The organism is Telluria mixta (assembly GCF_029223865.1).
Classification (GTDB): domain Bacteria; phylum Pseudomonadota; class Gammaproteobacteria; order Burkholderiales; family Burkholderiaceae_D; genus Telluria; species Telluria mixta.
In genome coordinates this window covers 462,554-487,530 of record NZ_CP119520.1, presented here as the reverse complement: position 1 = coordinate 487,530, position 24,977 = coordinate 462,554, and the positions used below count along the sequence as shown (strand labels likewise).

Here is a 24,977-nt window from a genome sequence, read left to right as displayed (position 1 = left end):
GTTACACCGGCAGCTTCATCAGCTCGTCCACGGCACCCATCACCTTGTTACGGACCTGCATCAGCATGGAGAAGGAAAGATTGGCCTGCTGCGACGACAGCATGGCGCCGACCAGGTCGTCGCTCTTGCCGCTGTCCACGTCGGCCATCTTCTGGTTGGCCACCTGCTGGTCCTGGTCCACGCTGACCAGGGCATTCTTCATGCTCTGCGCGAAGGAGAAGTCGCCGGTGCCATCGCCCAGGGCAGGGTGGCCGGCATTGGCCGCCGGCGCCACGCTGGCGAGGCGGTTGGCATCGTTGCTGAGGGCTGCCAGGTCGGCCCGGATCAGGCCGGCAAGTTCAGTTCCCATCGTGGTCGTCGCTCCCATGCTTAAGTTTGCGGATTGTAACTTTAGGTAAATATTGCTTAGAAGACTGGTGTTACATTCTTTGCAACTACCGTTGACATTAAGAAAATTGTTAAATTTTCAGTGTCATACTGTGGCTTGGTTTCTGGCGCCGAACCGAGGAGAATAGCAGCGGTCCCGTCCGATACCCAGAGAGAATTTTTGATTTCCCCAGCGCAGTGACCGTATCTTACCGTAGGGCAATGGCGAATTCAAAGGGGAAAATCAAATGGCGTGACACAATTTCCCGGGTATAATTGTTGCCCAGAGGAATGAAAAGAAAGCATCTCTGCTTATCATTTTTTTAATTTGACCATGCCGATTGCAAACCCCGACACCACCCTGCAGCACCAAGTGCTCGACCCCTGTCTTCTAGGGCGTCCGGTACATCTGCTGCCCCTGTTCGCCGCGCGTCTGCAGGAAGACCTGGACGCTGCCATGCAAGGCAGCGCGCGCCGCTACTGGGCCGGATGGCGTCTCGATACCGTTGAATTCGGCCGCGTGCCGCAAGAAATGAGCCTGCGCTGGATGGCCGTACTGGGTGCTCTCGGTACCGTCGCGGTGACTTTCGAGCGTGGTTTATTACTGACACTGTTGGAGCGACGCTACGGTGGACGTGGCGCCGGCGCAACTCAGCGGGACCCGCAAACCGAGCGTGTGACGGCCACTGAAGAAAGATTGGGCGTCGTACTAACGCAACAAATGGTGGATCTGTTGTATGCACGCGTCGCTGCCAGTGTGGCAATGGACGTGGCACCGCGGCCCGTCCAGGCCAATGCCGTGGTGCCTTCGGCAATGCCCGGCGAAAGCAACTGGGCCCTGCGCGTGCAGGTCCGTGACAACAACGATAACACCGGCCAGTTCTGGATCGCGCCCGACCAGCAACTGATGGCCATGATCCTGGGCACGCTGCGCCCGGAAAGTGGCCGCCCGACCGCCGCGCGCGGACCGGCCGAGCCGCTTGCGACCAAACTCCAGGTCAAACTGGACGGCCGCCTGGTCAGCAAGGAAATCACCCTGGGCGCATTGTTCGACCTGAAGGTGGGCGACGTGATCCCGGTGAACGTGGGCCGGGCCGACGTCCTGCTCGACGAGGCGCGGTTGTTCACCGCCGCCGTCGCCGAGCACAAAGGCAAGCTGTGTTTAACCTCTTTTGAAGACGCCGAGTAATCAACATGAACCTGAACGATCAATTCGCCGGTGGCGATATCCTCATCGACGACGAGCTGTCGGAAGAAGCCGCAGAAGGTAAGGCCAATGCGGCTCCGGCACCGAAAGCCGCGCCGCGCCTGCCGCAGATGATGCGCCGTATCCCGGTGACGCTGACGCTGGAAGTGGGCTCGGCCCGCATCTCGCTGCAGGAACTGATGGCGATCGGCCCGGACAGCGTGCTGCCGCTCGACGCCATGGCGGGCGAGCCGCTCGTCATCAAGGTCAACGGCGCCGCGATCGGGCGCGCCGAAGTGGTCGTCGCGGGCGAGCAGTACGGCCTGAAGGTGATCGACCTGGACGGCCTCAACCTGGACCTGATCACGTCATGACGTTGCACATCGGCGGCGCCCGTTTGCGCCGCTTCGCGCCCGCCATCGCGGGCGCCGTACTGTTGCTGGCCGGCGCGAGTGCATGGGCCGCGCCCGCGGGACCGGACGTCCTGCCCGGCGTGATCCCCGGCTCGTCCAGCGGCCTCACGGTGAAGTCGCAGATCCTGGTCCTGATGACCATCCTCGGGCTGCTGCCCGTGTTGGTCATGATGATGACCAGCTTCACCCGCTTCGTGATCGTGCTGTCGCTGCTGCGCCAGGCCCTGGGCCTGCAGCAGGGCCTGCCCAACCGGATCATCACCGGCGTCGCGCTGATCCTGACCCTGCTCGTCATGCGTCCCGTCGGCGAACAGGTGTGGAACGAGGCCTTCGTCCCGTACGACAAGGACAAGATCTCGCTGGAGCAGGCGCTCAAGATCGCCGAAGTGCCGCTGTCGCGCTTCATGCTGGCCCAGACGAGCAAGACGGCGCTGGCCCAGATCGCGCACCTGGCCGGCGAGCCGGCCGAGATGAAGCCGATGGACCGCGGCTTCACGGTGAAGATGGCCGCCTTCGTGCTGTCCGAGCTCAAGAGCGCGTTCCAGATCGGCTGCATGCTGTTCATTCCGTTCCTGATCATCGACCTTGTGGTGTCGTCGGTGCTGATGGCGATGGGCATGATGATGCTGTCGCCGCTTGTCATCTCGCTGCCGTTCAAGCTCCTGTTGTTCGTGCTCGTCGATGGCTGGACCCTGACCGTGAATACGCTGGTCGGCAGCATCCACGGCATCTAGCATTCATTCACATGACTCCTGATATCGCCGTCGACTTCGTCGTCGAAGCCCTGCAGCTGGTGATGCTGCTCGTGATGGTGCTGGTGGTGCCTGGCCTCGTGGCCGGCGTCATCGTCGCCCTCGTGCAGGCCGCCACCCAGATCAACGAGCAGACGCTGAGCTTCCTGCCGCGTCTCCTCGTGACGCTGGTGGCCCTGATCCTCGCCGGTCACTGGATGACCGGCAAACTGATGGACTATTGCGTGAGCGTGTTCCAGCGCGCCGCGACCCTGGTCGGCTGATGCTGGAAGTATCCCACCTGCTGCTGCCGTTCATCAGCGCGCTGTGGTGGCCGTTCTGCCGCGTCATGGCGCTGCTGTCGACGGCCCCCGTGATCGGCGACGCGCTCGTGCCGATCCCGGTGCGCGCGCTGTTGTCCGTGGTGCTCGCGTTCCTGATGCTGCCGCTGACGAAAGGCGCCGTCATGCCCGATCCGTTCTCGCTGGCCGGCGTCGTCGTGATGATCGAGCAGGCCGTGATCGGCGGCGTGATCGGCCTCGCCATGCAGCTGACGATGGCCGTCGTGAACATGCTCGGCTTCCTCGTCTCGAGCCAGGTGGGCTTTTCGATGGCGCAGATGAACGACCCCGTGAACGGCCAGCAGTCGGACGTCATCTCGGGCCTGCTGGGCCTCGTCGCGATCCTGGTGTTCTTCGCCGTCGACGGCCACCTCGTGCTCGCGGGCGTGCTGGGCCAGAGCTTCAAGGCGTGGCCGGTCGGCGGCGGCTACAAGAGTCTCCTGCTGGAGACGGTGGCGCTGAACGTGGGCTGGGTGTTCTCGGCCGCGATCCTGCTGGCGCTCCCGATCGTGTTTTCGACGCTGGTCGTGCAGATCGGCTTCGGCTTCCTGAACCGGGTGGCGCCGTCGCTGAACCTGTTCTCGCTGGGCTTTTCGCTGGTGACGCTGTTCGGCCTGATGATGCTCGTGCAGGTCGTGCGCTTCATCCCGGAACACTATGTGCAGATGACGAACCAGGTGCTGGAGATGCTCCAGCAGCAGATGGGGGCGGCGCATGGCTGACAGTACCGGCGGCGATAAAACAGAAAAGGCCTCAGCCCAGAAGCTGAAGAAGGCGCGCGAGCAGGGCCACGTCGTCCGCTCGAAGGACCTGGCCACGGCGGTCGGGATCCTTGTCAGCCTGAAGCTGTTCGTGTTCCTGCTGCCCGACTACCTGGAATCGTTCCGGTCGCTGTTCCGGCTCGTGTACGCGCCGCTCGGTGCGGCCGGTTCGATGGAGAACGCGATGACCGTCGTGTGGAGCGGCGCCGCCGTGCTGCTCGTGAAGATGGTGCTGCCGCTCGCCGGTGTGCCGCTCGCGATCATCGCCGCGAGCCTGGTGCCGGGCGGCTGGGTCGTTTCGACGAACAATTTGATCCCGAAGTTCGAGCGCTTCTCGCCGGTGAAGAACCTGGGCAACCTGGCCTCGGGCAAGCACTGGACGACATTCGCGACGTCGGTGGCGAAGGCCGCGCTGCTGGCGGTGGTGCTGGTGCACGTCGTGCGCTCGGCGCTGTCGGCGTGGGTCAACCTGCAGCGCATGCCGCTGCCGGACGCGCTGCTGCACGGCGGCGGCATGATGTTCGACGGCCTGATGGCGCTGGTCGCCGTGTTCGTGCTGTTCGCGCTGATCGACGTGCCGCTGCAGGCCTTCCTGTTCGCCCGCGGCCAGCGCATGAGCAAGCAGGAAGTGAAGGAAGAATACAAGAGCACCGAGGGCAAGCCCGAGATCCGTGCGCGCATCCGCCAGCTGCAGCAGCAGATGGCACGCCGTAACGTGAACAAGACGGTGCCGACCGCCGACGTGGTGATCGTGAATCCCGAGCACTACGCGGTCGCGCTGAAGTACGACACCAAGCGTGCGGAAGCGCCGTTCGTGGTGGCGAAGGGCATCGACGAGATGGCCCTGTACATCCGCTCCGTCGCGGCGAAGCACGAGATCGAGACGATCGCGTTGCCGCCGCTGGCACGTGCCATCTACAACACCAGCCAGGTGCAGCAGCAGATTCCCGCCGCGCTGTACCAGGCGGTGTCGCAGGTGCTGAACTACGTGCTGCAATTGAACGCTTTCCGTGCGGGCCGGCGCCAGGCGCCCCCGCGTTTCCCGAATGACGTGGCCGTGCCGGCCGCTTTGAGTGAGGTTACCCCGACATGAACTTGATCAACAGCTTGATGCTCGAGCTGCGCCGCCAGAAGTTCGCCACCCCGGCGTTCCTGCTGACCATCCTGGCGATGATCATGCTGCCGCTGCCGCCGGTGCTGCTGGACGTGCTCTTCACGTTCAACATCGTGATGGCGCTGATCGTGATCCTGACGTCCGTCTCGACCAGGCGGCCGCTGGACTTCTCGGTCTTCCCGACCGTCATCCTCGGCACCACCTTGCTGCGCCTCGCGCTGAACGTCGCGTCCACGCGCGTCGTGCTGCTGCACGGCCACGAGGGCACGAACGCCGCCGGCCACGTGATCGAGGCCTTCGGCAACGTCGTCATCGGTGGTAACTTCGTCGTCGGTATCGTCGTCTTCGTGATCCTCATGATCATCAACTTCGTCGTCGTGACGAAGGGTTCGGAACGTATCTCCGAGGTGTCCGCGCGCTTCACGCTGGACGCGCTGCCCGGCAAGCAGATGGCGATCGACGCCGACCTGAACGCGGGCCTGATCAACCAGGAACAGGCGCAGGTGCGCCGCAAGGACGTGGCGTCCGAAGCGGACTTCTACGGCGCGATGGATGGTGCCTCCAAGTTCGTGCGCGGCGATGCGATCGCGTCGATCCTCATCCTCTTGATCAACATGATCGGCGGCGTCGCGATCGGCGCGCTGATGCACGACCTGTCGTTCAGCGACGCGTTCCGCCAGTATGCGCTGCTGACCATCGGCGACGGCCTCGTCGCCCAGGTACCGGCACTCCTGCTGTCCGCGGCGGCGGCGATCCTCGTCACCCGCATCAGCGATTCGGGCGACTTCGAACAGCAGGTCGGCGGCCAGCTGCTGGCCAATCCGAGCGTGCTGTATTCGGCTGCCGGCGTGATGCTGATCCTGGCCATGGTGCCGGGCATGCCGTCGCTGTTCTTCATGGTGTTCGCGGCCGCCATCGGCTACGTCGGCTGGAAGCTGGCGCGCGAACAGGTGGCGCCGCCGGACGAATCGAACGTGGCCGCCATCGAGGCCGCGCTGCGCGACGACCGCACGCCGGAACTCGACTGGCAGCAACTGCCCGTCGTGCAGCCGATCTCGATCACCGTCGGCTACAAGCTCGTGCACCTGGTCGACAAGGGCCAGGGCGAAGTGCTGACCAAACGGATCAAGGGCGTGCGCCAGAGCCTGTCCGAGCAGATGGGTCTCCTGCTGCCGGCGATCGGCGTGCGCGACGACCTGACGCTGCGCCCGAACCAGTACGCGATCGCGATCAACGGCACCGTCGTGGCCGAGGGCGAGGTCGTGGCAGAATGCCTGATGGCGATTCCGTCGCCGAACGTGTACGGCGAGATCGACGGCATCCCCGGCATCGAGCCGGCGTTCGGCATGGCCGTCACGTGGATCGATCCGGAGCAGAAGGCGCACGCGCTGGGGCAGGGCTACCAGGTCGTCGAGGTGCCGAGCGCGATCGCCACGCACACGTCCAAGGTCGCGCGCGACTACATGGCGGAACTGTTCCGCCACGAGGACGTGCCCGCGCTGATGGAGCGCCTGACCGCGCTGTCGCCGAAGCTGGCCGGCGCGCTGGACAAGGCGCTCACGCACACGCAGCTCTTGCGCGTGTTCCGCGTGCTGCTGGCCGAGAACGTGTCGCTGAAAGACATCGTCGTGATCGCGACCACCCTGCTGGACAGCTCGGAATCGACGAAGGATCCGATCCTGCTCGCGGCCGAGGTGCGCTGCGCGCTGCGCCGCCAGATCGTGTCGGGCCTGTACGGCAAGAAGAAGGACATGCCCGCGTTCAACCTGTCGGGCGAGCTGGAAAACATGCTGCTCGGTTCCCTGAACCAGGCGCGCCAGAACGGCGGCGGCAAGGTCGTGCTGGACAACTACCCGATCGATCCGCAGCTGCTGTCGCAACTGCAGCTGAACATGCCGGTGGCGCGCGAGCAGATGAAGCAGCAGCATACGCCGCCGCTGTTGCTGGTGCTGCCGCAGATCCGCCCGCTGCTGGCCCGCTACGCGCGCCTGTTCGCGCCGGGGCTGCACGTGCTGTCGTATAACGAGATCCCGGAGAACCGGGAAGTCTCGATCATCGGTACGGTTGGGTGATCAGGCGCCGGCTTCCGCCGGCAGCAATAGCGCCAGTTCCGCCATCGCGCGGAACACGGGCAGGCTGAGGGCGGCGGCCGCCTCGGTCGACGGCAGGCGCGCGTGCACCGGGCCTTTCGGCAGGCTGTCGCTCCACGTCCACCCGAGCACGCGCAGGCCGGAACGGCGCACGGCATCTTCCAGCTGCGGCTGCAGCGCGCGCAGGTGGAGCAGGGTGCCGGGGTCAAGCGTGCACACGTCGAGCATGACCCCATCGGCCAGCGGTTCCGCCTGCACCGTGACGACGGTGCCGTCGGCCAGCACCAGTTCCAGGCGCAGCGCGGCACGGCGCCGGCGCCGTTGCGGCTTTTGCGCCGCTTCCTCTTCCCCGATCACGCGCAGGTGCTGGGCCTGCGGCCCGCCCGCATGCACGGTGAAGCGCCAGGCGTCGGGCGGCAGCGTCGCGAGATCGGCCTGGCGCAGCACGCGCGCATCCAAACCGCTCTGCAGCAAGGTGCCGGGCAGCGACTGGCCGCGCTGTTGCTGGGACGCCTGCACCGCGCGCGCGACGAGCTGCGTGCCGTAGCTGCGCACCATGCCGCGCCAGGACGCGGCGAGCGCACCGCCGTCCGGGCGTGGCCAGGTGAGCTGGCGTGCCATGACCACCTGGTCGGGCCGCATCGCCGCGGCGTCGGGCAGGGCGTCGCCGGCCGGGAGAGCGGGCGCCGGTTGCGCGGCCGGCAGCGGCAGCGGGAGCGCCTCGAGCTCGGCCTGCAGCAAGGCGACCGGGACGGCGGCCGCGACTGCGCCGACTGGCGCCGCCGGCAGGGCGCCGGGCGCGCTTGCCGGAATGACGGGAGGCGGAAGAGCGGGGATGGATAGACTGGCCATGATCTCGGCAGTGTAAAGTGAAAAGGCCAGCTTGTGGCTGGCCTCTTTCGAATCCCGGCTCTACTGGCCCGGGGTGGCCATCACTGGCCCTGCGATTACTGCAGCAGGGACATGACCATCGACGACATGCTGTTGGTCTGCTTCAGCATGGCGGTACCAGCTTGCATCAGCATCTGGTTCGAGGTCATGCTCGACGATTCGGTCGCGAAGTCGACGTCCATGATGCGGCCGGTGGCGTTCTGCGTGTTGGTGCTGATGTTCGACAGGTTGTTGAAAACGTGGTCGAGACGGTTAGCCGCGCCGCCCAGTGCCGAACGGGTGGCGCCCAGCTTGTCGAGTGCGGCCTTGACGTTGTCCATCGCGGTGGTCGGAGCGCTGGTCAGTTCGGTGCCGGCGGTAGCGCCCGGGGCGGCGTATTTCGCCGTCACGGCGCCCAACGCGGTATCCAGGTCGGCCACGCTGCCGACGGTGCCGGCGGCCGACAGGTCGAGCGTCATCGTTTCGCTGCTGCTGGCGCCGATCTGGAAGGTCATCGAGCTGGCGATGGTACCGCCGCTCAGCAGCGCCTTGCCGCCGAAGGTGGTGTTCTTCATGATGTTGTTCAGTTCGTTGCCCAGCGCGTCGAACTCGGACTGCATCGCGTCCTTGTCGTCGGTGGTCGACGAGGCGTCGGCGGACTGGGTCGCCAGGTCCTTCATGCGAACCAGGATGTTGCTGACTTCGCCCAGCGCGCCGTCGGCGGTCTGCAGCATGGAGGTCGAGTTCTGGGTGTTGCGCATTGCGACGGCCATGCCGCTGGTCTGGGCTTTCAGGCGGGTGGCGATCTGCAGGCCGGCTGCGTCGTCCATCGACGAGTTGATGCGGTAGCCGGTCGACAGGCGGGTCATCGAGGTCGACAGCGCGCTCTGGGTGCGGCTCAGGGAATTTTGTGCGGAAAGCGAAGCGGCGTTGGTGTGAAGGCTCAGCATGATATGGCTCCTAATGGCTTGGATACTGTTGGGAGGTTGCGCATCTCGCGCTCTCACAAGTACAAGACGACCATTTAGCGTGAGTCATTAAATGCCGAGCGGAAATTTTTTTAAAATTTTTTTCGGGGTGCGGTGTTGTCATTTTGACTGTTGTACGTATAACAGCACCGCCCCCGTGGCTGTTACAGCTTGCCGCTGACCGACAGGCCGAACCAGCGCGGCACGGCGGGCGTGTACGAGTTCCACGAGGCCGCCAGCGGCGCGTGGTTCTTGAACGCGTTCTTCACGATCAGGCTCACGTCGAGCGAGCCGTCGCGCTTGCCGATGCCGAACGCCAGGTCCGTGATGCCGGAGCCGCCGATCCCGGCGTAGTCGGACAGGGAAACGTCCGAGTTGTAGCGGGTGTTGTAGGCGGTGTTGAAGCTCGCGCGGCCTTCGAGGTTGTGCGCCAGCGGCACGCGGTAGTCGCCGCCCACGTTGAAGGTCCATTTCGATACGCCCGGCAGCACGCTGCCCGTCACGTCGCGGTAGGGCGCGGCACCGGCATAGCCGTTCTCCACCGGCTGGGCCGAGTTGGTGAACTCTTTATAGACGGCGTTCGTGTAGGCGCCGGCGAAGCGCAGGGTCACGTTCTTGATGCCCGACCAGGCGCCGTCGAATTCCAGGCCCTTCGTCTGCACCTTCGGCACGTTGCCGGTGGCCGTCGTGTAATAGCTCTGGCCATCGTTGTTCAGCTGCGTCGTGTACACGTCCAGTACGCGCACGGCCTGCTGGTAATTACGGATGTTCATCAGGTACAGGTCCGCGTTGAGCAGCAGCGAGCGGTTCAGGAAGGCCGACTTCACGCCGATCTCGAACGCGCTCGTGCGCTCCTTGTCGACCAGGTTGGACACGCCGTTGGTCAGCTGCGAGATGCCCGCCTTCTCGCCGTATTGCCACGACGTGTAGCCGGTCAGGTCGGGCGTGAATTTATAGGTCGGGCTGAGCACGAACGATTTCAGGTTGCCGATGTAGGGCTGCGCCTGCGTGAGCGGGAACAGCACGCCGAGCTGCGATGCGCGGATCGCCTTCGCGTCCGCCACCTGCTGCCTCTGCGCGGTGCTCAGGCTGGCGTAGGACGCCGCGTTGAAGTATTTCCTGGCGACGGCATCCGCCACCGCCAGCTGCGCCGCCGTGTTGGCGGCCAGCAGGCCACCCTTGGCGTCCGAGGCAAAGCCGTTCAACTGTACGGCGCCCACCTGGGCCGGATTGAGTTCGGGCGCGAAGCCGCTGTCGAAGATCGACGAGCTGCCTTCGTTCTTGCGGTTCTCGTGCGTGAGGCGCGCGCCGGTCGTCAGGGTCAGCGCATCGGTCAGGTGCCAGTTCGCCTGCGCGAACGCGGCCTCGCTCTTGTTGACGATGTGCTGCGTGCCGGACGGCGAGTTGAACGCCATCGACACGCCGTCCAGCGAATTCAGGAGCAGATTGCGGCCGCTCGCATCGGCATACAGGCGGTTGTACTGGCCGGCATTGGCGAACCAGGCGCCCGCGTCGCTGCCCCAGCTCCTGCGATAGGTCGCATCATTGTTCACCTTCATCAGGAAGACGCCGGTCTGGTAATCGACGAAGCCGCCCGGCTGCGAGCTGAGACGGACTTCCTGCGTCACCTGGCGGTAGTCGTTCCAGAAGCCGCCCGAGTTGCGGTTGATGTCGAACGGCGTGCCTTCGTCGTTGCTGGCGTCGAAGTGGTAATCCTTGTACGCGCTGATCGACGTCAGGTTGTGGCCCGCCACGTTCCAGTTCAGGTCCAGCGTCGCGCCGTTGCTGCCGGTGACGAGTGGGCGGCCGTTGTCGTTGTTGACGACGTTCTCGCCGCCGCCGTACAGGTAGTTGCCCGCGTACGTGTACTTGTTCTGCTGCGTGAACCAGCTGCGCTGCAGGCGCGTGCCGTTGTCGGTGGCCAGCGTGTTGACGGATCCGTTCGAATACACCGCCGGCGTCGGCTTGAAGATCGTGCGGCTGTTGGTCGTCTCGCCCGCACGCGGCTGCGCGTCGAGGGCGACGCGGGCGCTGAAGTCCTGCGTCGGCGTGAACAGGAATTGCACGCGGCCCGACACGCGGTCCTTGTTCGTGTACGTGATGTCCGGGTTGTACGCGTTCTTGATGTCGCCCTGGCCCTTGGTGGCGCTCAGCGCGACGCGGTAGGCCAGCAGGTTGTCGATCACCGGGCCGCCGCCCGCGTACCGGGCCTGCACGGTGTCGAGCTGGCCGAGCGTCACCGAGTACGACGCATCCGGCGTGAACGACGGCCGGCGCGTGTTGACGGCGACGACGCCGACACTGGTGCTCTTGCCCAGCAGCGTGCCCTGCGGACCGCGCGTCACTTCGACGGTGTCGACGTCGGTGAAGTCGAAGCTGGAGGAGAGGGCGTTGTACGCATAGTTGACGCCGTCGACGATCAGGCCGACGCTCGGATCCTGCGCCTCGGTCTGGCCCTGCTTGCCGATGCCGCGGATGGACAGGCTGGACGTGCGCTGGTTACCCTGGTTCCACGTCACGTTGGCGGCGCGCTGGGTCAGCGACTTGATATCGGTGGCGTTCAGGCGGTCCAGTTCCTTGCCGGTGACGACGGAGACGGACAGCGGCACGTCCTGCAGGCGTTCCAGCCGGTTGCGGCTGCGGACGGTCACTTCGCCCAATGCCTGCGGTTCTTCTTCGGCGGCGGCCGTCGCCGGCGCAGCGGGCGCTTGCGCGACAGGCGTGGACGCGGGGGCCGCGGCCCCGCCCTGGTTGGCGATGATCTGTTTGAGGCGTGCGATTTCCGCCTGCAGCTCGGCCACGGTGGGTGTCGCTTCGGCGGCGTACAGCGGCGCGCTGAACAGGGCGGCGCCCGCGAGCACGGCGGCGATCGGGGCGAGGCGGAGCGGGGTGTTCTTCTGATGGGTCATGACGGGCTTTCTGAAACGGGGGAGAAAACTTTCTTTCTGCAAATCCCGTACCACCCGAAAATGACGCGAAATCGGGCCCGCGCTGTTGCCGGAGCAACAGCGGAGCCACAGCGCGACGGCCCGTATCAGGCAGACTGTTGAAAATTCAACAGCCGCTTACAGCTTCCCGCTGAACACGAGACCGATCCAGCGCGGATACGGATTCGGCGCGTAGCTGACCCAGCCCGCCTCGTGCGCGAGGCTGTTGGTGAGGTTCTTCACGATCAGGGTCACGTCGAAGTTGCTCTTCGTGTTCACGCCGATGGCGAGGTCCGTCGTGCTGCTGCCCGGCACCCAGCCCCAGTCGGACAGCGTGTCGCTGTTGTTGTAGCGGCTCGTGAACGCGGTATTGAAGCTGGCGTGGACCGTGTTGCCGCCCCGGATCGGCAGCTTGTATTCGGCGCCCAGGTTGCCCGTCCAGCGCGCGGCGCCGGGCAAGGTCAGGCCGCTCTGGTCGACGTATGCGGCCGGCAGGTAGCCCAGTTCGTCCGGTTTGGCGGCCTGCGGGAAGCTGACGTAGCGCGCATCGTTGTACGCGCCCGAGAAGCGGATGTTCAGGTTGGGGATGCCGCTGTACGCGCCGTCGAACTCCCAGCCGCGCGCCCGCGCCTTCGGCACGTTGCCCTGGGCCGACACGTAGGCGGTCGGATTGGCCTGGCCGTTCGCGATGTTCGTCTGCGTCGTGAATTCGTCGACGACGCGCACGGTGGTCTGGTAGTCGCGGATCTTCATCAGGAACAGGTCCGTGTTGACGATCAGCGTGTTGTTCAGCAGGCTGGATTTCAGGCCGACCTCGAACGCGTTCGTCTTCTCGGGCCGCACGTTGGCCGACACGCCGTTGACGTTCAGCGCGGAGCCCGACTTTTCGCCGTACTGCCACGACGCATACGTCGTGTATTGGTCGCTGATGCGCCACGACGGGCTGATCACGCCCGTGAACAGGTTGTCGTTGTAGCGGCTCGCCACGCCGCCGATGATTTGCCCGATCTGGCCCGCACGCACGGCCTTGGCCGCGGCGACCTGCGCCTTCTGCGCTGCGGTCAGACTGTTATAGGCATCGCCGGGATTGGTGCCGGCACTCACGCCGAAGTAGCGGTTCGCGACGGCGTCCGCGAGAAGCAGTTGCGCCGCCGAGTTCCCGGCCAGCAGGGCGCCGCCCGTGCCGGTGCCGAAGCCGCCCAGCGCCACGCCGCGCACCGTCACCGGATTCAGCGCGCCACCGGCGCCGTTCGCCTCCAGGAAGCGCGTGTCCGTCGTCGTGCGGTTCTCGTGCGTCACGCGCAGGCCGCCCGTCAGCGCGAACGCATCGTCGATGTGCCACGTCGTGTTGCCGTACCACGCCGTGCTCTTCGTCTTGACCCATGTGTCGCCCTGGACGATGCCGTCGTTCAGGCTGTCCGCGAGCAGGGCCAGGCCAGCGCCCCTGTTGGTGCCCGCGTTGGTGTCGAGCGCCGCATATTGCGCGGTCGTCGCGAACCAGGCGCCGGCATCGGATCCCCAGCCGGTCTTGGACTGGATGTCGTTCTTCGTTTGCAGGTAGTACAGGCCCGTCACGTAGTCGAACGGGCCGCCCGGCTTCGACTGCAGCTTGAATTCCTGGCTCCACTGCTGGTAGAACACGCCGCCGCCGCCGTTGCGGTTGATGTCGAACGGCGTGCCTTCGTCATTGTGCGCGTCGAAGCTGTACTTGCGCGTGGCCGTCAGCGAGGTGAGGGTGGCATTGGGCAGCTTCCACGTCAGTTCCGCCGACGCGCCTTTGTTCGACACCGTCTGGCCCTGGTTCTCGTTGAAGTTCAGGTTGTTGTCGCCGATGTAGTTGTTCTCGTACGTGTACGGCGTGCCGTTGAAATCGCGGCCCGCGAACCACGCCCGGCCCGGCGTGCGGACACCGGCCGCGTTGGTGTAGCCCGTCAGCTTGGAGCGCACGGTGGTGCCGCTCGGATCGGTCAGGCTGCCGTCGGCGAAGCGCTCCGGCTGGTTGTGGTAGAAGGTGAGGCCGTTCTGCACCTGCGACGCGTGCGGTTCCAGGTCGGCGCTGAGGCGCGCGTTGAACCCGGCCGTGGGCGTGAACAGGAACTGGACGCGGCCGCTGACGCGGTTCTTGTTGTAGAGGCTGTAGTTCGTGTCGAAATTGTTCGCATAGAAGCCGCGGCTGCGGTTGACGACGAACGAGCCGCGCCACGCCAGCAGGTCCTCGATCACGGGGCCGCCCAGGTTGGCCTTGGCGATCACGGTGTCGCGCTGGCCGAACCCCAGCTGGTAGTCCGCACTGGGATAAAAGTCCGGCCGCTTCGTATTGATCGAGACGACGCCGGAGCTGGCACCCTTGCCGCCCAGCGTGCCCTGCGGGCCGCGCACGACGTCGACCGTATCGATGTCGTAGATGTCGAAGTTGGCGAGCTGCGTGAGGCCGTACGCGACGCCGTCGACGACCATGCCCACGCTGGGGTCCTGCGTTTCCGTGAACGAGCGCTTGCCCAGGCCGCGGATCGACAGCGAGGCGCCGCGCGTATTGTTCTGGTTGAACTGGATGTTCGCGCCGCGCTTGGTGATGGCGGAGAGATCCTGCGCCAGTTCGCGGTCCAGTTCCGCGCCGCTGACGACGGAGATCGACAGCGGCACTTCCTTCAGCGTCTCGATCTTCTTCCTGCCGCGCACGGTGACGTCGCCCAGGGCTTGCGGCTCTTCCTCGGCGGGCTGTGCGGCAACCGCTTGTGCTTCTGCCGGCGCGGCGGGCGCCGGTGCATTCGTCTGTCCGGCCAGTGCCTGCCGCAACTGGGCGTTTTCCGCCTGTACGCGCGCAAGCTGCGCCTGCAGTTCCGCCACGGTGGGCGTTGCCTGCTGCGCGTTGGCCGCTCCGCCGCACAGCAGGCCGAGACCCGCGAGCGCGGCGGCGAGGGGGGCAAGGCGGAACGGCATCGGGCGAACGGCGATATTCGTTTGTGTCATTGGCTTGGTCTCTCTTGGTGGCTAAGGTCGGTACTGCGGTCATCCGTCTTTACCGCAAGGAGCGTGCCAATAACGAAATAAACCGTTTATATAGAAGAGAGACATTTTCGTATCTGGCCGGGCTGCTGGAAATGTAAATTCCTGAGCAGGAATGAACGGCGCCGGTGTTGCAATCCGCGCACTGGGGGCGATGTGCAGGTTTGAACAGGGGAGGGCGCGCGACCTGTTGATTTCGCAGCAGCCGCGCTGTCGCGAGATCAGCAGCGTCCAATGAAATCAAGGGCTTACGATCAGGCACGCTTCCTGCAACGGTCATGGCACGGACAACAGAAAGGCCTCGTCATGACCACTTTGAGTTTTGAGAGCATTAAATACTCGCCCAGGAAGGCCGCGGTGCGTCGCGCCGTCCGCCCGGCGCCCCGTCTCGCGGTGGAACAGCAACCGGTCAGTGCGGCGATCCGCCAGCTGCGGGCCGCCGGCGCGCGCAACAAGGGGGGCCTGGCCGCGCTGATCGGCCTGACCGCACTGGCGCACGTCGGCGTGATCGTCGCGCTGCACCGGCCGGCCACCACGCTGCCTGAGCAGCCCAAGGTGCAGCCGCTTGCGATCGAGATCGCACCGCCGCCACCGCCACCGCCACCCCCGCCGGAACCGCCGAAACCGCAGCCGCGCGTCGTCAAGGCGGCACCGGTGAAGGCCGCGCCGCCGCTGCCGGTGGTCAGCCCGCAGGCCGTCGACAACGGTCCCCCGACGGCCGACACGGTGCAGGTGGCCACCGCACCCGCACCGGCACCGGCGCCCGTCGTGGCCGCGCCGCCGCCACCGCCGCCGCCGGAACCGGTGACGGAAGCACGGGGCTTCGTCGGCTACCGCAACAATCCGGCACCGGATTATCCGGCCCTCGCCCAGGACCGCGGCATGCAGGGTCGCGTGATCCTCAAGGTGCACGTGCTGGCATCGGGCAAGGCGGACAACGTCACGGTCGACAAGTCCACGGGCTTCAAGATCCTGGACGACGCGGCCATCAAGGCGGTCCTGCAGTGGACCTTCGATCCGGCGCGGCGCGGCCAGACCCCGATCGACGGCTGGGTCACCGTTCCCCTCAACTTCAAGCTTTCCTGATTTTTTTACTCTATAGGCGCTCATCTCCATGTCTCCTCAATACCTCAATCTCATCGTTCAAGGCGCCCTGTACGGACTGGTGCTGTTCTCCATCGTCACCTGGGTCCTGATCCTGGCCAAGGCCGTGCAGCACGCGCGTGTCGGCAAACAGGATAAACAGTTTACGCAGAAGTTCTGGAGTGCCAACTCGCTGGACGCGGCGACGGCGCTGGGCAGCGATGCCAGCCCTAAATCGCGCCTGGCCAACGTCGGCTTCGAAGCGCTGTACGTGAATGACACCGACGGCTCTGGCAGCGACCTCGAGCACAGCTGGGATCGCCAGGAACTGCTGGAGCGCCAGCTGCGCCAGCAGATCCAGAAGGAATACCAGTCGCTGGAAAGCGGCCTCGCGGTGCTGGCCTCGATCGGCAGCACGGCGCCGTTCGTCGGCCTGTTCGGCACGGTGTTCGGCATCATCAACGCACTGGGCGCCATCGGCAAGAGCGGATCGGCCAGTATCGAAGTGGTCGCCGGTCCGATCGGCGAAGCGCTGATCGCCACGGGCATCGGCATCGCCGTCGCCGTGCCGGCCGTGCTGGCATTCAACTACTATGTGCGCCGCCTGAAAGTGAAGGCGGCCGAGCTGGATAATTTCGCCACCGACTTCGTCAACCTGGCGCAGAAGAATGGCTTCCGGGTGACCAAGGCAACCGTGCGTCCTTCCGGCAAACCGGTGCACGTGGGTGCCCAGCCTGTGGGAGCGGCAGCGTAATGGCCTTCTCGACCGGAAAAGACAGCAGCGACGTCGTCAGCGAAATCAACATCACGCCGCTCGTCGACGTGATGCTCGTGCTGATGGTCGTCTTCATCCTGACCGCGCCGCTGCTGAACAACGCGGTGCGGATCAACCTGCCCAAGACCTCCACCACGGAGCCCGCGAACCCGACGAAGTCCGTGACGGTCAGCGTCGATGGCGCCAGCAAGATCTACATCGACAAGCGCGAAGTGGACCTGGCCGCGCTGGAGCCGGAGCTGAAAAGCGTGGTGGCCACGAATCCCGAGCTGGCGGTAAGCCTGCAGGCCGACGAAGGCGTGCCGTATCGCGCGGTCGCCAAGGTGATCGCGAACATCCAGCGGTCGGGTGTGACCAAGTTGTCGGTGCTGACACAGCCTGGGGGGTGAATCCGGCACCGACAATGAAGTCTGCAGTACGAGCGCCGGCGCAGTCAGCCGGCGCTTTTTTCATTCGGGGTCAGAGCACATTCTGGCTTCAATTCGGGGTCAGAGCACATTTCCGATCAATGGTTCTGAGTATAACAACACGCTGGCAGGCGCCTACCTCACCGACGTCGGGGCGGCCAACGACGGGGTCTGAACTTGCCCCGAGGATCGTGCACAAAAAAGTGCTCTGACCCCGAATTTGGGGTCTGACCCCGAATTGGATCAATTGCGCGCTGTACCGATTGTGTCGAGCACGATGCCGGGCGTGAGCAGCTGCGGCAGCACCACCGGCCGGGAATCCCGGCCCCCCGGATAGAAGATGTAGAGCGGTACGCCGCTGCGGCCGAATTGCGTGAGCAAGGCGGTAATGCGTTCGTCCTGGCTCGTCCAGTCGCCTTTCAGGTAGGCGATGCCGGCCTGGCGGAACGCGGCGTCGACCGCGCCGTCGCTCAGCGCGACTCTTTCGTTGACGAGGCAGGTGATGCACCAGGACGCCGTGAGGTTCACGAACACCGGCTTGCCGGCCGCACGCAGCGCCTGCAGGCGTTCGGCGCTGTACGGCGTCCAGCCGGCGTCGGTCGTGGCGACCGGTTGTCCGCGCTGGATGCCGGCATGGCCCACCGCCAGCGCCGCGACGACGACCAGGGCCGCGCCGATGCCGCCGGCGACGCGCATCGACGCGGACGCAAAGCGCGTGGCGCCATACAACCAGGCCGCGAACGCGAGCGCCACCATGCCGCCCAGCGCGGCGGCGCCGGCATCCACGCCGTTCTGCCGCGCCAGCACCCACACGAGCCACACGGCCGCACCGTACATCGGGAATGCGAACGCCTGGCGCGCGCGCACCATCCAGGGACCGGGACGGGGCAGGTGCCGTTGCAGCACCGGACGTGCGCTGAGCAGCAGATAGGGCAGGGCGAGCCCGAAACCCATCGCCAGGAACACGGCCACCAGCACGGCGGGCGGCTGCGCGAGCGCGTACGCGACGGCACCGCCCATGAACGGCGCCGTGCACGGCGTCGCGACCACGGTGGCTAGCACGCCCGTGAAAAAGCTGCCCGCGTAGCCGGCACGGGACGCGAGCGAGTCGCCGACGCCAGCGAGCGTGCCCCCCACCTCGAACACGCCCGACAGGTTCAGCCCGACGGCGCACATCAGGTAGGCCGTGGCCAGCACGAACGTGGGCGACTGGAACTGGAAGCCCCAGCCGGCCTGCGCGCCGCCCGCCTTCAGCAGGATCAGCGCGACACCCAGCAGCGCGAAGCTGGCCAGCACGCCCAGCGTGTACGCGACGCCGTGCAGGCGCGCCGTGCGCGGATCGTCGCGCGCGTGATCGAGCAGGGACAGCGCCTTGATCGACAGGACCGGAAACACGCACGGCATCAGGTTCAGCACCAGGCCGCCCAGCAGCGCAAGGAGCAGGGCCAGCGGCAGCGATGCGTCGGCCGCCGGCGCCGCGTCCTCCGGCAGCGCGATGGGTGCCGTGCTCGCGGCGAGCGCCGTGTCGATGGCGTAACCGCGCGCGGCCGTGTGCGTTTTCACCACCAGCACGCCGGTCAGGCGCGCGCCGGCCTGCTCACCCGCGCGCAGCCGCACCACCAGGCGGTCGCCGTCGATGCGCGCCGCTTGCGGGGCACCCGGCGCGATGCGGCCGCGCGCGTCGTCATAGAACCACGCATCTTCGAGATCCGCGGTGCGCACGCCCGCGCCGGCTACGGTCAGTGCGACCGCCTTGCCATCCGTCGCCGCATGGACGGTGCCCGGCGCCGCCGCCGGCAAAGCCGCGTGCGCGGGCCCCACTGCCAGCGCGCCGGCGCCGGACGGCATGCCGACGGCCAGCACGGGCAGCGCGAGGCCGACCTCCGCCTGCTGCGGAATGCACACGTCCTTGCACACCAGCCAGCTCACGCGCGCCCGCACCGGAAACGTCGTGCCGGGCCGGGCGTCTTGCGGGACCGTCAAGGTCGACAGCAAGGTCGCGCGTCCCGCGTAGCCGTAGCTCGTGACGGGCCCCGTGCGAAAGCGCTCCGGCACCGGCCAGGCGATGGCGCCGGCACTGGCGCCGGCCGGCAGGTCCCAGGCAATCCGCGTGGGCACGCCCGTCTCGCCGGGATTGATCCAGTAGGTGTGCCATTCCGGATCGAGCGTCTGCTCGACGCCGAACAGGATCCGCTCGCCGGGATGCACGGCGTCGGCCGCGGCCAGCAGGCGGATGCGCACGTGGGCGGTGGCCGCGGTGTCGGTGATGGCGGGAGCGGCCGTGACCAGCCCCATGAAAAAAAACGCCAGCGCACCGAGGGTGCGCCGGCAAAAAGAGGTCAAACGTTGCATTGGGAATTACCAGCCTGGCGTGCTGCTGTAGGTAGTCGGTGGAGGGGACGCCGCCGGCGCGGCCGCGGGCGCGGGCGCCGGAGGCGGTTGATGCAGCAGCTTGCCGCTGGCCGCATACGTGACCGCCGCCGCGACGAGCAGCGCGATGACGAGACCGAGCGGACTGCCGCCGCGCGTCTTCGGCGCCGGTGCGACGCGGCCCTGCGCGTGCTTCCAGCCGGTGACCATCGGCTTGATCAGGTTGTGCCTCTTGACGACCAGGTAGAACACGATCGCGAGGATGTGCAATCCGAGCAGCACGAGCAGCACGTCCGACAACTGGTGGTGCAGGCCCGTCAGGCTGTCCGAACGCGCTTTTTCGACGAGGCTTGAGAGCGGCCCGTCGAACGCGATGTCGTCGTTGGAAAACAGGCCGGTGCCCGCCTGCACTGCCAGCAGGCCGAGGAGGCCGAACACGGACAGCGCGCCCAGCGGGTTGTGGCCGATGCCGTGCCAGCGGCCCGTCAGGTAGGCGCGCAGGCGCGCCGGCGTCGGGGCGAAGCTCAGGAAGCGGGCATGGGTCGAGCCCACGATGCCCCACACGAGGCGGAACGTCACGAGGCCGACGATGGCCAGGCCCGCGCGGCCGTGCCAGTCCATCCAGTCGCCGCCCAGCTTGGCGGTGACGAAGGCCACGAGGACGGCGATCACGAGGGACCAGTGGAAGATGCGGACCGGCAGGTCCCACAGGCGGATGCGGGTCGCGTGCGCCGTCGGCGCCGCGACGGGGCTGCTCGGATAAAGGTCTGCCTTGGCGGCGGTGCGGTAATTCATGGCCATCGTCACGAACGGTTACTGCGCCTGGGCCACGGCCGGTGCCGGTGCGGCGGCCGGCGGCGCGGGCGGCTTGATGTGTTCGACGACGCCGCCTTGCTCTTCGTAGTCCAGCGTGCCGGCCGCACCCGCGACCTTGAAGCCGCGCAGCGTCAGCAGGTCGCCCGCGGCGCCGGCGCGGTGGGCGCGGTTGGACACGGTCACGATCTGGCGGTCTTTCGGGATGTATTTCAGGTACTTCTCGAGGTCCGCGTTCTGGATGCTCAGGAAGACCGGGAACGAACCCTTGGACGGCAGTTCGTCCGGACGGCGCACGTCGAGCACCAGCACCTTGCCCGGCTGGAGCAGCAGCTTGTCGATCTCGGCGCGCGAGAGCTGCTTCGTCTTGTAGGTCCACGGCTGCGGTGCAGCGGCCGGTTTGGCGGCGGCCGGCGCTGCCGCTTCCTGGGCGAACGATGCGGCGCCGGCGAGGAGCAGGGTGGCGGCGATGGTGGTCTTAAGGATGTTCATGTGTCGCTTTCATTGTTGTTGGGGGTGTCTTCATCGTTGCAACTACCGTGCCAATCGTTTGCCCCGGATTTGCGGGCGGTGTGCGCTTTCGTACTGCTGGCTAATCCAATGTCTGCTGAAAAGCGAACACCGCATGCCGCGCACTGTTCGCAAACCAGCAGTCATCACACAAGGCGCAGAACCACCGCCCTGCATGGCAGGAAGCCCGAGAAATCAAGGGTTTGCGGCATCCAATCACGCAATTGCGCGGAGCTGGCGCGATAGTTGCAAAGAGAGAGGCGAGACCATCACCACGCGCATCAACTTTTAGGATCGGATGAACCAATGAGGGAGTCAGTCAAATGAAAAGCAAGGCTTTGTATCTTGCCGTCGCCTTGAGCTTCGCAGCGGCGGTCGTCTCCGCCGCTGACCAGGACAAGCCGGCAGTCGTACCGGCGAAAGACGCGCCGGCCGCCGCCGCGTCCAAAGCGTGGGCGTATACGCCGGCCGTGGCGCCGGCCGAGCCCACGGTCAAGCAAAAGAAATGGGTGCGCACGCCCGTCGACGCGTACGTGCTCGCGAAGCTGGAAGCGAAGGGCATCAAGCCGTCGCCGGAAGCGGACCGCGCCACCTTCATCCGCCGCGCCACGCTCGATACCTGGGGCATCCTGCCGACGCCCGAGGAAGTGAAGGCGTTCGAGAACGACAAGTCGCCCGACGCGTACGAGAAGCTGGTCGACCGCCTGCTGGCATCGCACCACTTCGGCGAGCGCCAGGCGCGCCGCTGGCTGGACCTCGCACGCTACGCCGACAGCACCGGCTTCCAGAACGATAACACCCGCCCGAACAACTGGCGCTACCGCGACTACGTGATCAACGCGTTCAACACGGACAAGCCGTTCAACCGCTTCATCCAGGAACAGCTGGCCGGCGACGAGCTGTGGCCGGAAAGCCAGGAAGCGCGCATCGCGACGGGCTTCCTCGCCGGCTATCCGGACAACTTCAACTCGCGCGACCTCGTGCAGCGCAAGTACCAGATCGAGACGGACATGACGGACCTGGTCGGCGAGACCTTCCTGGCGTCCACCATCGGTTGCGCGCGCTGCCACAACCACAAGATGGACAAGGTCAGCCAGAAGGAATACTTCCAGCTGCAGGCCTTCTTCGCCAACACGTCGGTCAACGAGAAGACGCCGCTGGCCAAGGGTTCGGAAACGGAGTTCGACAAGGAGTTCCAGAAGCAGCAGGCCGCGTACAACGAGGCGACCAAGGACATCCGCGCGAAGATGAAGGCGATCCTCGACACGGTCCGTCCCGAAGGCCGCCAGTACTACAACGAGCGCTACCTGAGCGACAGCCGCGAATCGATCTTCAAGCCGGAGAAGGACTGGAACGCGCTGGACCGCTGGGTCAACTGGCGCAAGCAGTCGGTCGCGTCGGACCAGGAGATCATCGCCTTCCTGAAGCGCACGGCCGAGGAAAAGGACCGCGCCGACTTCAAGCCGGAGAACGTCGCCAAGTATGAAGAGTACAAGTCGCTGCAGGAACAGCTGAAGAAATTCGACAAGCTGCGTCCAGCGAAGGGCTCGGCCACGTACACCACCGCGTTCGAGCTGACGAGCAAGGAAGTGCCCGAGACGCGCATCCGCTTCACCGGCATCCACGAGAAACCGCTGGAAGCCGTCGAACCGGGCATCCCGGCACTGTGGGGCGGCAAGGACGTCAAGCTGGACATCCAGCCGACCGATAAATCGTCCGGCCGCCGCACCGCGCTGGCCAAGTGGGTCAGCAGCGAGAGCAATCCGCTGACGGCCCGCGTGTACGCCAACCGCGTGTGGGCGCAGTACTTCGACAAGGGCATCGTCGCCACCGTCGCGGACTTCGGCCGCGCCGGCGCCAAGCCCACGCACCCGGAACTGCTGGACCACCTGGCCACCGGCTTCGTCCAGAGCGGCTGGAACGTGAAGAAGCTGCACCGCGAGGTCCTGCTGTCGTCCACGTACCGCCAGGCCTCCAACGAGCGTCCGGACGTGCAGAAGGTCGATCCGAAGAACGAGCTGCTGGCGGTGTATCCGCGCAAGCGCCTGGAAGCGGAAGAGATCCGCGACTCGCTGCTGTACGCATCGGGCCTGCTGGTCGACAAGGTGGGCGGCCCGTCCGTGTTCCCGCCGGTGCTGAAGAAGGGCGACGGCGGCGGCAAGTCGCGCGACTTCGCCGGCAACCGTGCCTGGACCGTGTCGGACAACAAGGAAGACTGGTACCGCCGCAGCCTGTACGTGTTCACGCGCCGCAGCTTCCCGTACCCGATCACCCAGAACTTCGATCCGGCCAACCCGAACAACCCGCACCACAAGCGTGACGTGACGACGACGCCGCTGCAGGCGCTGACGATGTTCAACAGCGACATCGTGTTCGAGTGGAGCCAGGCGCTGGCCGGCCGCGTGATCAACGAGGCAGGCAACAACGAGGACGCCCAGCTCAACCGGGTCTACGAGATCCTGTTCTCGCGTGAGCCCAACAAGACCGAACGGGCCGCGCTCAAGAGCTTCCTGGCGCAGGAACAGATCGCCATCCGCGAGAAGGCGGCCAGCGGCCAGTTCGAGGTTGCCGTGCCGAGTGGCCTGAAGGATGCGAAGAAGATCGACCCCGTGCGCACCGCCGCCTTCGTCGATCTCGTGCATGCCGTCGCCAACTCGAACGATTTCGCATATCGCTTCTAAATAACGAGAACGTCATTGCGGACACGCCGTGCCCGCAATGGCGAACCCAGAAACACAAGAAAAAGGGAACATCATGAGTATCAATTCACGTCGGGACTTCCTGATCAAATCCGGCCTCGGCTTCGGCGCCGGCGCCCTGACCGGCCTGCTGCCCGGCGGCGGCCTGCTGTCCGCCGCCACGGCCGCCGAACTGATCGACCCGCTCGCGGCCAAGTCGCCGCACTTCCCGGCCAAGATCAAGTCCGTCATCTGGCTGCACCAGAACGGCGCCCCCAGCACGCTCGACCTGTACGACTACAAGCCGGACCTGCAGAAGCTCGCGGGCCAGCCCGTGCCGGCGTCGTTCCTGAAAGGGATCAAGACGTCGACGCAGGGCGGCGTGGGCAAGCTGTACGTATCGAAGGAGCGCACCTGGAAGCAGTACGGCGAGAGCGGTGCCTGGTTTTCGAGCCTGCTGCCGAACCTGGCCCAGCACGCGGACAAGATCACCTTCATCAAGTCCAGCACGACGATCGGCGCCACGCACGACATCTCCATCCTCAAGCTGAACACGGGCGACCTGAACCCGGGCCGCCCGTCGCTGGGCGCCTGGATCAGCTACGCGCTCGGCGCCGCCAACCCCGACCTGCCGCCGTACGTCGTGCTGTACAACGGCGACCGCGAACCGTCGGCCGGTTCCGTCAACTGGAGCTCGGGTTTCCTGCCGGCCGTCTACCAGGGCACCGCGTTCCGTCCGGGCGATTCGCCGATCCTGTACCTCGAGCGTCCGGAACTGCGCAGCGCCGCGCAGCAGCGCTCGTCGCTCGACCTGCTCAAGCAGCTGAACAACCTGGGCGCGCAGCGCTACCCGAACGACACCGAACTGCGCGCCCGCCTGCGTTCGTACGAACTGGCCGACCGTATGCAGGTCGCCGCGCCGGCCGCCGTCGACATCAGCAAGGAGTCGGCCGCGACGAAGGAGCTGTACGGCCTGAACGACAAGGTCAGCCAGAGCTACGGCGAAGTGCTGCTGCGTGCGCGCCGCCTCGTGGAGAACGGCGTGCGCTTCGTGCAGGTGGTGTCCGGCTATCCGGAAGGCGTCGAGTCCGACCGCCAGAGCTGGGATGCGCACAGCGAGCTGGATGAGAACCACGGCGTGATGGCGCGCATGGTCGACAAGCCGATCGCGGGCCTGCTGCACGACCTGAAGGAACGCGGCCTGCTCGACACGACGCTCGTCGTCTGGGCGTCGGAGTTCGGCCGCACGTCGTGGGGCGAGAGCGGCACGGGCCGCGACCACAACCCATGGGGCTACACGCAGTGGATGGCGGGCGGCGGCCTGAAGGCGGGCTACACGTACGGCGAGACGGACGAGGTGGGCCTGCAGGTGGCCGACAAGGACAAGGCGGTCGACACGTACGACCTGCACGCCACCGTGCTGCAGCTGATGGGCCTCGACCACCTGAAGACCACCTTCCTCAACAACGGCCGGTCCGAGCGTCCGACCGTCGTGTACGGGAAGGTCATCAAGGAGATTCTCGCGTAAGCGACGGCACGACCCCCGGGATGCGTCCCGGGGGCGCAAG

The 24,977-nt window shown here is 66.2% G+C and carries 20 protein-coding genes; 12 read left to right on the top strand and 8 right to left on the bottom strand.

All coding sequences use genetic code 11. From position 1 onward, the window contains the following. Nucleotide 1 precedes the first annotated feature (1 nt). The gene (fliE, locus tag P0M04_RS02155; RefSeq protein ID WP_259449160.1) at nucleotides 2-349 is read right to left on the bottom strand and encodes a flagellar hook-basal body complex protein FliE; all 348 of its coding nucleotides are present in this window, start codon (nucleotides 347-349) and stop codon (nucleotides 2-4) included. Between the two features lie 351 nt (nucleotides 350-700). On the opposite strand from fliE, the gene P0M04_RS02150 reads away from it, so the two are divergent. The 7 genes from P0M04_RS02150 to P0M04_RS02120 are packed head-to-tail and all read left to right on the top strand — an operon-like array spanning nucleotide 701 to nucleotide 6,984. Beyond that, on the top strand, nucleotides 701-1,555 hold the full coding sequence (locus P0M04_RS02150) for a FliM/FliN family flagellar motor switch protein (protein WP_259448970.1): 855 nt from the start codon (nucleotides 701-703) through the stop codon (nucleotides 1,553-1,555). 5 nt (nucleotides 1,556-1,560) lie between these two features. Next, nucleotides 1,561-1,926: a FliM/FliN family flagellar motor switch protein gene (locus tag P0M04_RS02145; RefSeq protein ID WP_259448971.1), complete on the top strand. Its 366-nt coding sequence runs from the start codon at nucleotides 1,561-1,563 to the stop codon at nucleotides 1,924-1,926. Continuing rightward, nucleotides 1,923-2,699: a flagellar type III secretion system pore protein FliP gene (fliP, locus tag P0M04_RS02140; RefSeq protein ID WP_259448972.1), complete on the top strand. Its 777-nt coding sequence runs from the start codon at nucleotides 1,923-1,925 to the stop codon at nucleotides 2,697-2,699. The genes P0M04_RS02145 and fliP overlap by 4 nt, the downstream gene beginning before the upstream one ends. Nucleotides 2,700-2,710: 11 nt before the next feature. Next, the gene (gene fliQ, locus P0M04_RS02135; RefSeq protein ID WP_036235061.1) at nucleotides 2,711-2,980 is read left to right on the top strand and encodes a flagellar biosynthesis protein FliQ; all 270 of its coding nucleotides are present in this window, start codon (nucleotides 2,711-2,713) and stop codon (nucleotides 2,978-2,980) included. Between the two features lie 32 nt (nucleotides 2,981-3,012). Beyond that, nucleotides 3,013-3,759, top strand: coding sequence for a flagellar biosynthetic protein FliR (fliR, locus tag P0M04_RS02130; protein ID WP_371877889.1), 747 nt, complete (start codon nucleotides 3,013-3,015; stop codon nucleotides 3,757-3,759). Continuing rightward, a complete protein-coding gene (flhB, locus tag P0M04_RS02125; protein WP_259448974.1) occupies nucleotides 3,752-4,891 on the top strand; it encodes a flagellar type III secretion system protein FlhB in 1,140 nt (379 codons plus the stop codon). Before fliR ends, flhB begins: the two co-directional genes overlap by 8 nt. Beyond that, nucleotides 4,888-6,984, top strand: coding sequence for a flagellar biosynthesis protein FlhA (locus P0M04_RS02120; protein ID WP_281042360.1), 2,097 nt, complete (start codon nucleotides 4,888-4,890; stop codon nucleotides 6,982-6,984). Before flhB ends, P0M04_RS02120 begins: the two co-directional genes overlap by 4 nt. Here P0M04_RS02120 and P0M04_RS02115 read toward each other — a convergent pair whose 3' ends face one another. The 4 genes from P0M04_RS02115 to P0M04_RS02100 form a co-directional block, all read right to left on the bottom strand. Beyond that, nucleotides 6,985-7,854, bottom strand: a complete 870-nt coding sequence (locus P0M04_RS02115; RefSeq protein WP_259448975.1) for a hypothetical protein — start codon at nucleotides 7,852-7,854, stop codon at nucleotides 6,985-6,987. Nucleotides 7,855-7,949: 95 nt separating this feature from the next. Beyond that, on the bottom strand, nucleotides 7,950-8,822 hold the full coding sequence (locus P0M04_RS02110) for a flagellin N-terminal helical domain-containing protein (RefSeq protein WP_259448976.1): 873 nt from the start codon (nucleotides 8,820-8,822) through the stop codon (nucleotides 7,950-7,952). 182 nt (nucleotides 8,823-9,004) lie between these two features. Further along, nucleotides 9,005-11,749, bottom strand: coding sequence for a TonB-dependent receptor (locus P0M04_RS02105; RefSeq protein ID WP_259448977.1), 2,745 nt, complete (start codon nucleotides 11,747-11,749; stop codon nucleotides 9,005-9,007). 156 nt (nucleotides 11,750-11,905) lie between these two features. Further along, nucleotides 11,906-14,737, bottom strand: a complete 2,832-nt coding sequence (locus P0M04_RS02100) for a TonB-dependent receptor (RefSeq protein WP_259448978.1) — start codon at nucleotides 14,735-14,737, stop codon at nucleotides 11,906-11,908. Between the two features lie 393 nt (nucleotides 14,738-15,130). Between P0M04_RS02100 and P0M04_RS02095 the strand changes: the two genes are divergently transcribed. Genes P0M04_RS02095 through P0M04_RS02085 form a run of 3 tightly spaced genes read left to right on the top strand, consistent with a single transcriptional unit; the run spans nucleotide 15,131 to nucleotide 17,020 of the window. Beyond that, on the top strand, nucleotides 15,131-15,859 hold the full coding sequence (locus P0M04_RS02095) for an energy transducer TonB (RefSeq protein WP_259448979.1): 729 nt from the start codon (nucleotides 15,131-15,133) through the stop codon (nucleotides 15,857-15,859). Nucleotides 15,860-15,887: 28 nt separating this feature from the next. Further along, complete coding sequence (locus tag P0M04_RS02090) at nucleotides 15,888-16,610, top strand: MotA/TolQ/ExbB proton channel family protein (protein WP_259448980.1); 723 nt, start codon at nucleotides 15,888-15,890, stop codon at nucleotides 16,608-16,610. Further along, entirely contained in the window at nucleotides 16,610-17,020 is a 411-nt protein-coding gene (locus P0M04_RS02085) for an ExbD/TolR family protein (RefSeq protein ID WP_258851125.1), read from the top strand. Before P0M04_RS02090 ends, P0M04_RS02085 begins: the two co-directional genes overlap by 1 nt. A 261-nt stretch (nucleotides 17,021-17,281) precedes the next feature. On the opposite strand, the gene P0M04_RS02080 is transcribed toward P0M04_RS02085, so the two are convergent. From P0M04_RS02080 to P0M04_RS02070, 3 genes are read right to left on the bottom strand one after another with little or no spacing between them, the layout of a single operon-like run. Beyond that, nucleotides 17,282-19,390 carry a protein-disulfide reductase DsbD family protein gene (locus P0M04_RS02080; protein ID WP_281042358.1) on the bottom strand — a complete coding sequence of 703 codons (2,109 nt, stop codon included), beginning with the start codon at nucleotides 19,388-19,390 and terminating at the stop codon, nucleotides 17,282-17,284. A 6-nt stretch (nucleotides 19,391-19,396) separates the two neighbouring features. Beyond that, nucleotides 19,397-20,203, bottom strand: a complete 807-nt coding sequence (locus P0M04_RS02075; RefSeq protein ID WP_259448982.1) for a cytochrome b/b6 domain-containing protein — start codon at nucleotides 20,201-20,203, stop codon at nucleotides 19,397-19,399. 18 nt (nucleotides 20,204-20,221) lie between these two features. After that, nucleotides 20,222-20,713 carry a rhodanese-like domain-containing protein gene (locus tag P0M04_RS02070; protein ID WP_259448983.1) on the bottom strand — a complete coding sequence of 164 codons (492 nt, stop codon included), beginning with the start codon at nucleotides 20,711-20,713 and terminating at the stop codon, nucleotides 20,222-20,224. 341 nt (nucleotides 20,714-21,054) lie between these two features. Here P0M04_RS02070 and P0M04_RS02065 point away from each other — a divergent pair, with 341 nt between their 5' ends. Beyond that, nucleotides 21,055-23,412 carry a DUF1549 and DUF1553 domain-containing protein gene (locus P0M04_RS02065; protein WP_259448984.1) on the top strand — a complete coding sequence of 786 codons (2,358 nt, stop codon included), beginning with the start codon at nucleotides 21,055-21,057 and terminating at the stop codon, nucleotides 23,410-23,412. A gap of 73 nt (nucleotides 23,413-23,485) precedes the next feature. Next, complete coding sequence (locus tag P0M04_RS02060) at nucleotides 23,486-24,937, top strand: DUF1501 domain-containing protein (protein ID WP_259448985.1); 1,452 nt, start codon at nucleotides 23,486-23,488, stop codon at nucleotides 24,935-24,937. The last annotated feature ends 40 nt before the right edge of the window (nucleotides 24,938-24,977 follow it).

Coding starts and splice junctions, on each gene's coding strand:
- fliE (WP_259449160.1), bottom strand. CDS start 349: ATGGGAACTGAACTTGCCGGCCTGATCCGGGCCGACCTGGCAGCCCTC.
- P0M04_RS02150 (WP_259448970.1), top strand. CDS start 701: ATGCCGATTGCAAACCCCGACACCACCCTGCAGCACCAAGTGCTCGAC.
- P0M04_RS02145 (WP_259448971.1), top strand. CDS start 1,561: ATGAACCTGAACGATCAATTCGCCGGTGGCGATATCCTCATCGACGAC.
- fliP (WP_259448972.1), top strand. CDS start 1,923: ATGACGTTGCACATCGGCGGCGCCCGTTTGCGCCGCTTCGCGCCCGCC.
- fliQ (WP_036235061.1), top strand. CDS start 2,711: ATGACTCCTGATATCGCCGTCGACTTCGTCGTCGAAGCCCTGCAGCTG.
- flhB (WP_259448974.1), top strand. CDS start 3,752: ATGGCTGACAGTACCGGCGGCGATAAAACAGAAAAGGCCTCAGCCCAG.
- P0M04_RS02120 (WP_281042360.1), top strand. CDS start 4,888: ATGAACTTGATCAACAGCTTGATGCTCGAGCTGCGCCGCCAGAAGTTC.
- P0M04_RS02115 (WP_259448975.1), bottom strand. CDS start 7,854: ATGGCCAGTCTATCCATCCCCGCTCTTCCGCCTCCCGTCATTCCGGCA.
- P0M04_RS02110 (WP_259448976.1), bottom strand. CDS start 8,822: ATGCTGAGCCTTCACACCAACGCCGCTTCGCTTTCCGCACAAAATTCC.
- P0M04_RS02105 (WP_259448977.1), bottom strand. CDS start 11,749: ATGACCCATCAGAAGAACACCCCGCTCCGCCTCGCCCCGATCGCCGCC.
- P0M04_RS02100 (WP_259448978.1), bottom strand. CDS start 14,737: ATGACACAAACGAATATCGCCGTTCGCCCGATGCCGTTCCGCCTTGCC.
- P0M04_RS02090 (WP_259448980.1), top strand. CDS start 15,888: ATGTCTCCTCAATACCTCAATCTCATCGTTCAAGGCGCCCTGTACGGA.
- P0M04_RS02085 (WP_258851125.1), top strand. CDS start 16,610: ATGGCCTTCTCGACCGGAAAAGACAGCAGCGACGTCGTCAGCGAAATC.
- P0M04_RS02080 (WP_281042358.1), bottom strand. CDS start 19,390: ATGCAACGTTTGACCTCTTTTTGCCGGCGCACCCTCGGTGCGCTGGCG.
- P0M04_RS02075 (WP_259448982.1), bottom strand. CDS start 20,203: ATGAATTACCGCACCGCCGCCAAGGCAGACCTTTATCCGAGCAGCCCC.
- P0M04_RS02070 (WP_259448983.1), bottom strand. CDS start 20,713: ATGAACATCCTTAAGACCACCATCGCCGCCACCCTGCTCCTCGCCGGC.
- P0M04_RS02065 (WP_259448984.1), top strand. CDS start 21,055: ATGAAAAGCAAGGCTTTGTATCTTGCCGTCGCCTTGAGCTTCGCAGCG.
- P0M04_RS02060 (WP_259448985.1), top strand. CDS start 23,486: ATGAGTATCAATTCACGTCGGGACTTCCTGATCAAATCCGGCCTCGGC.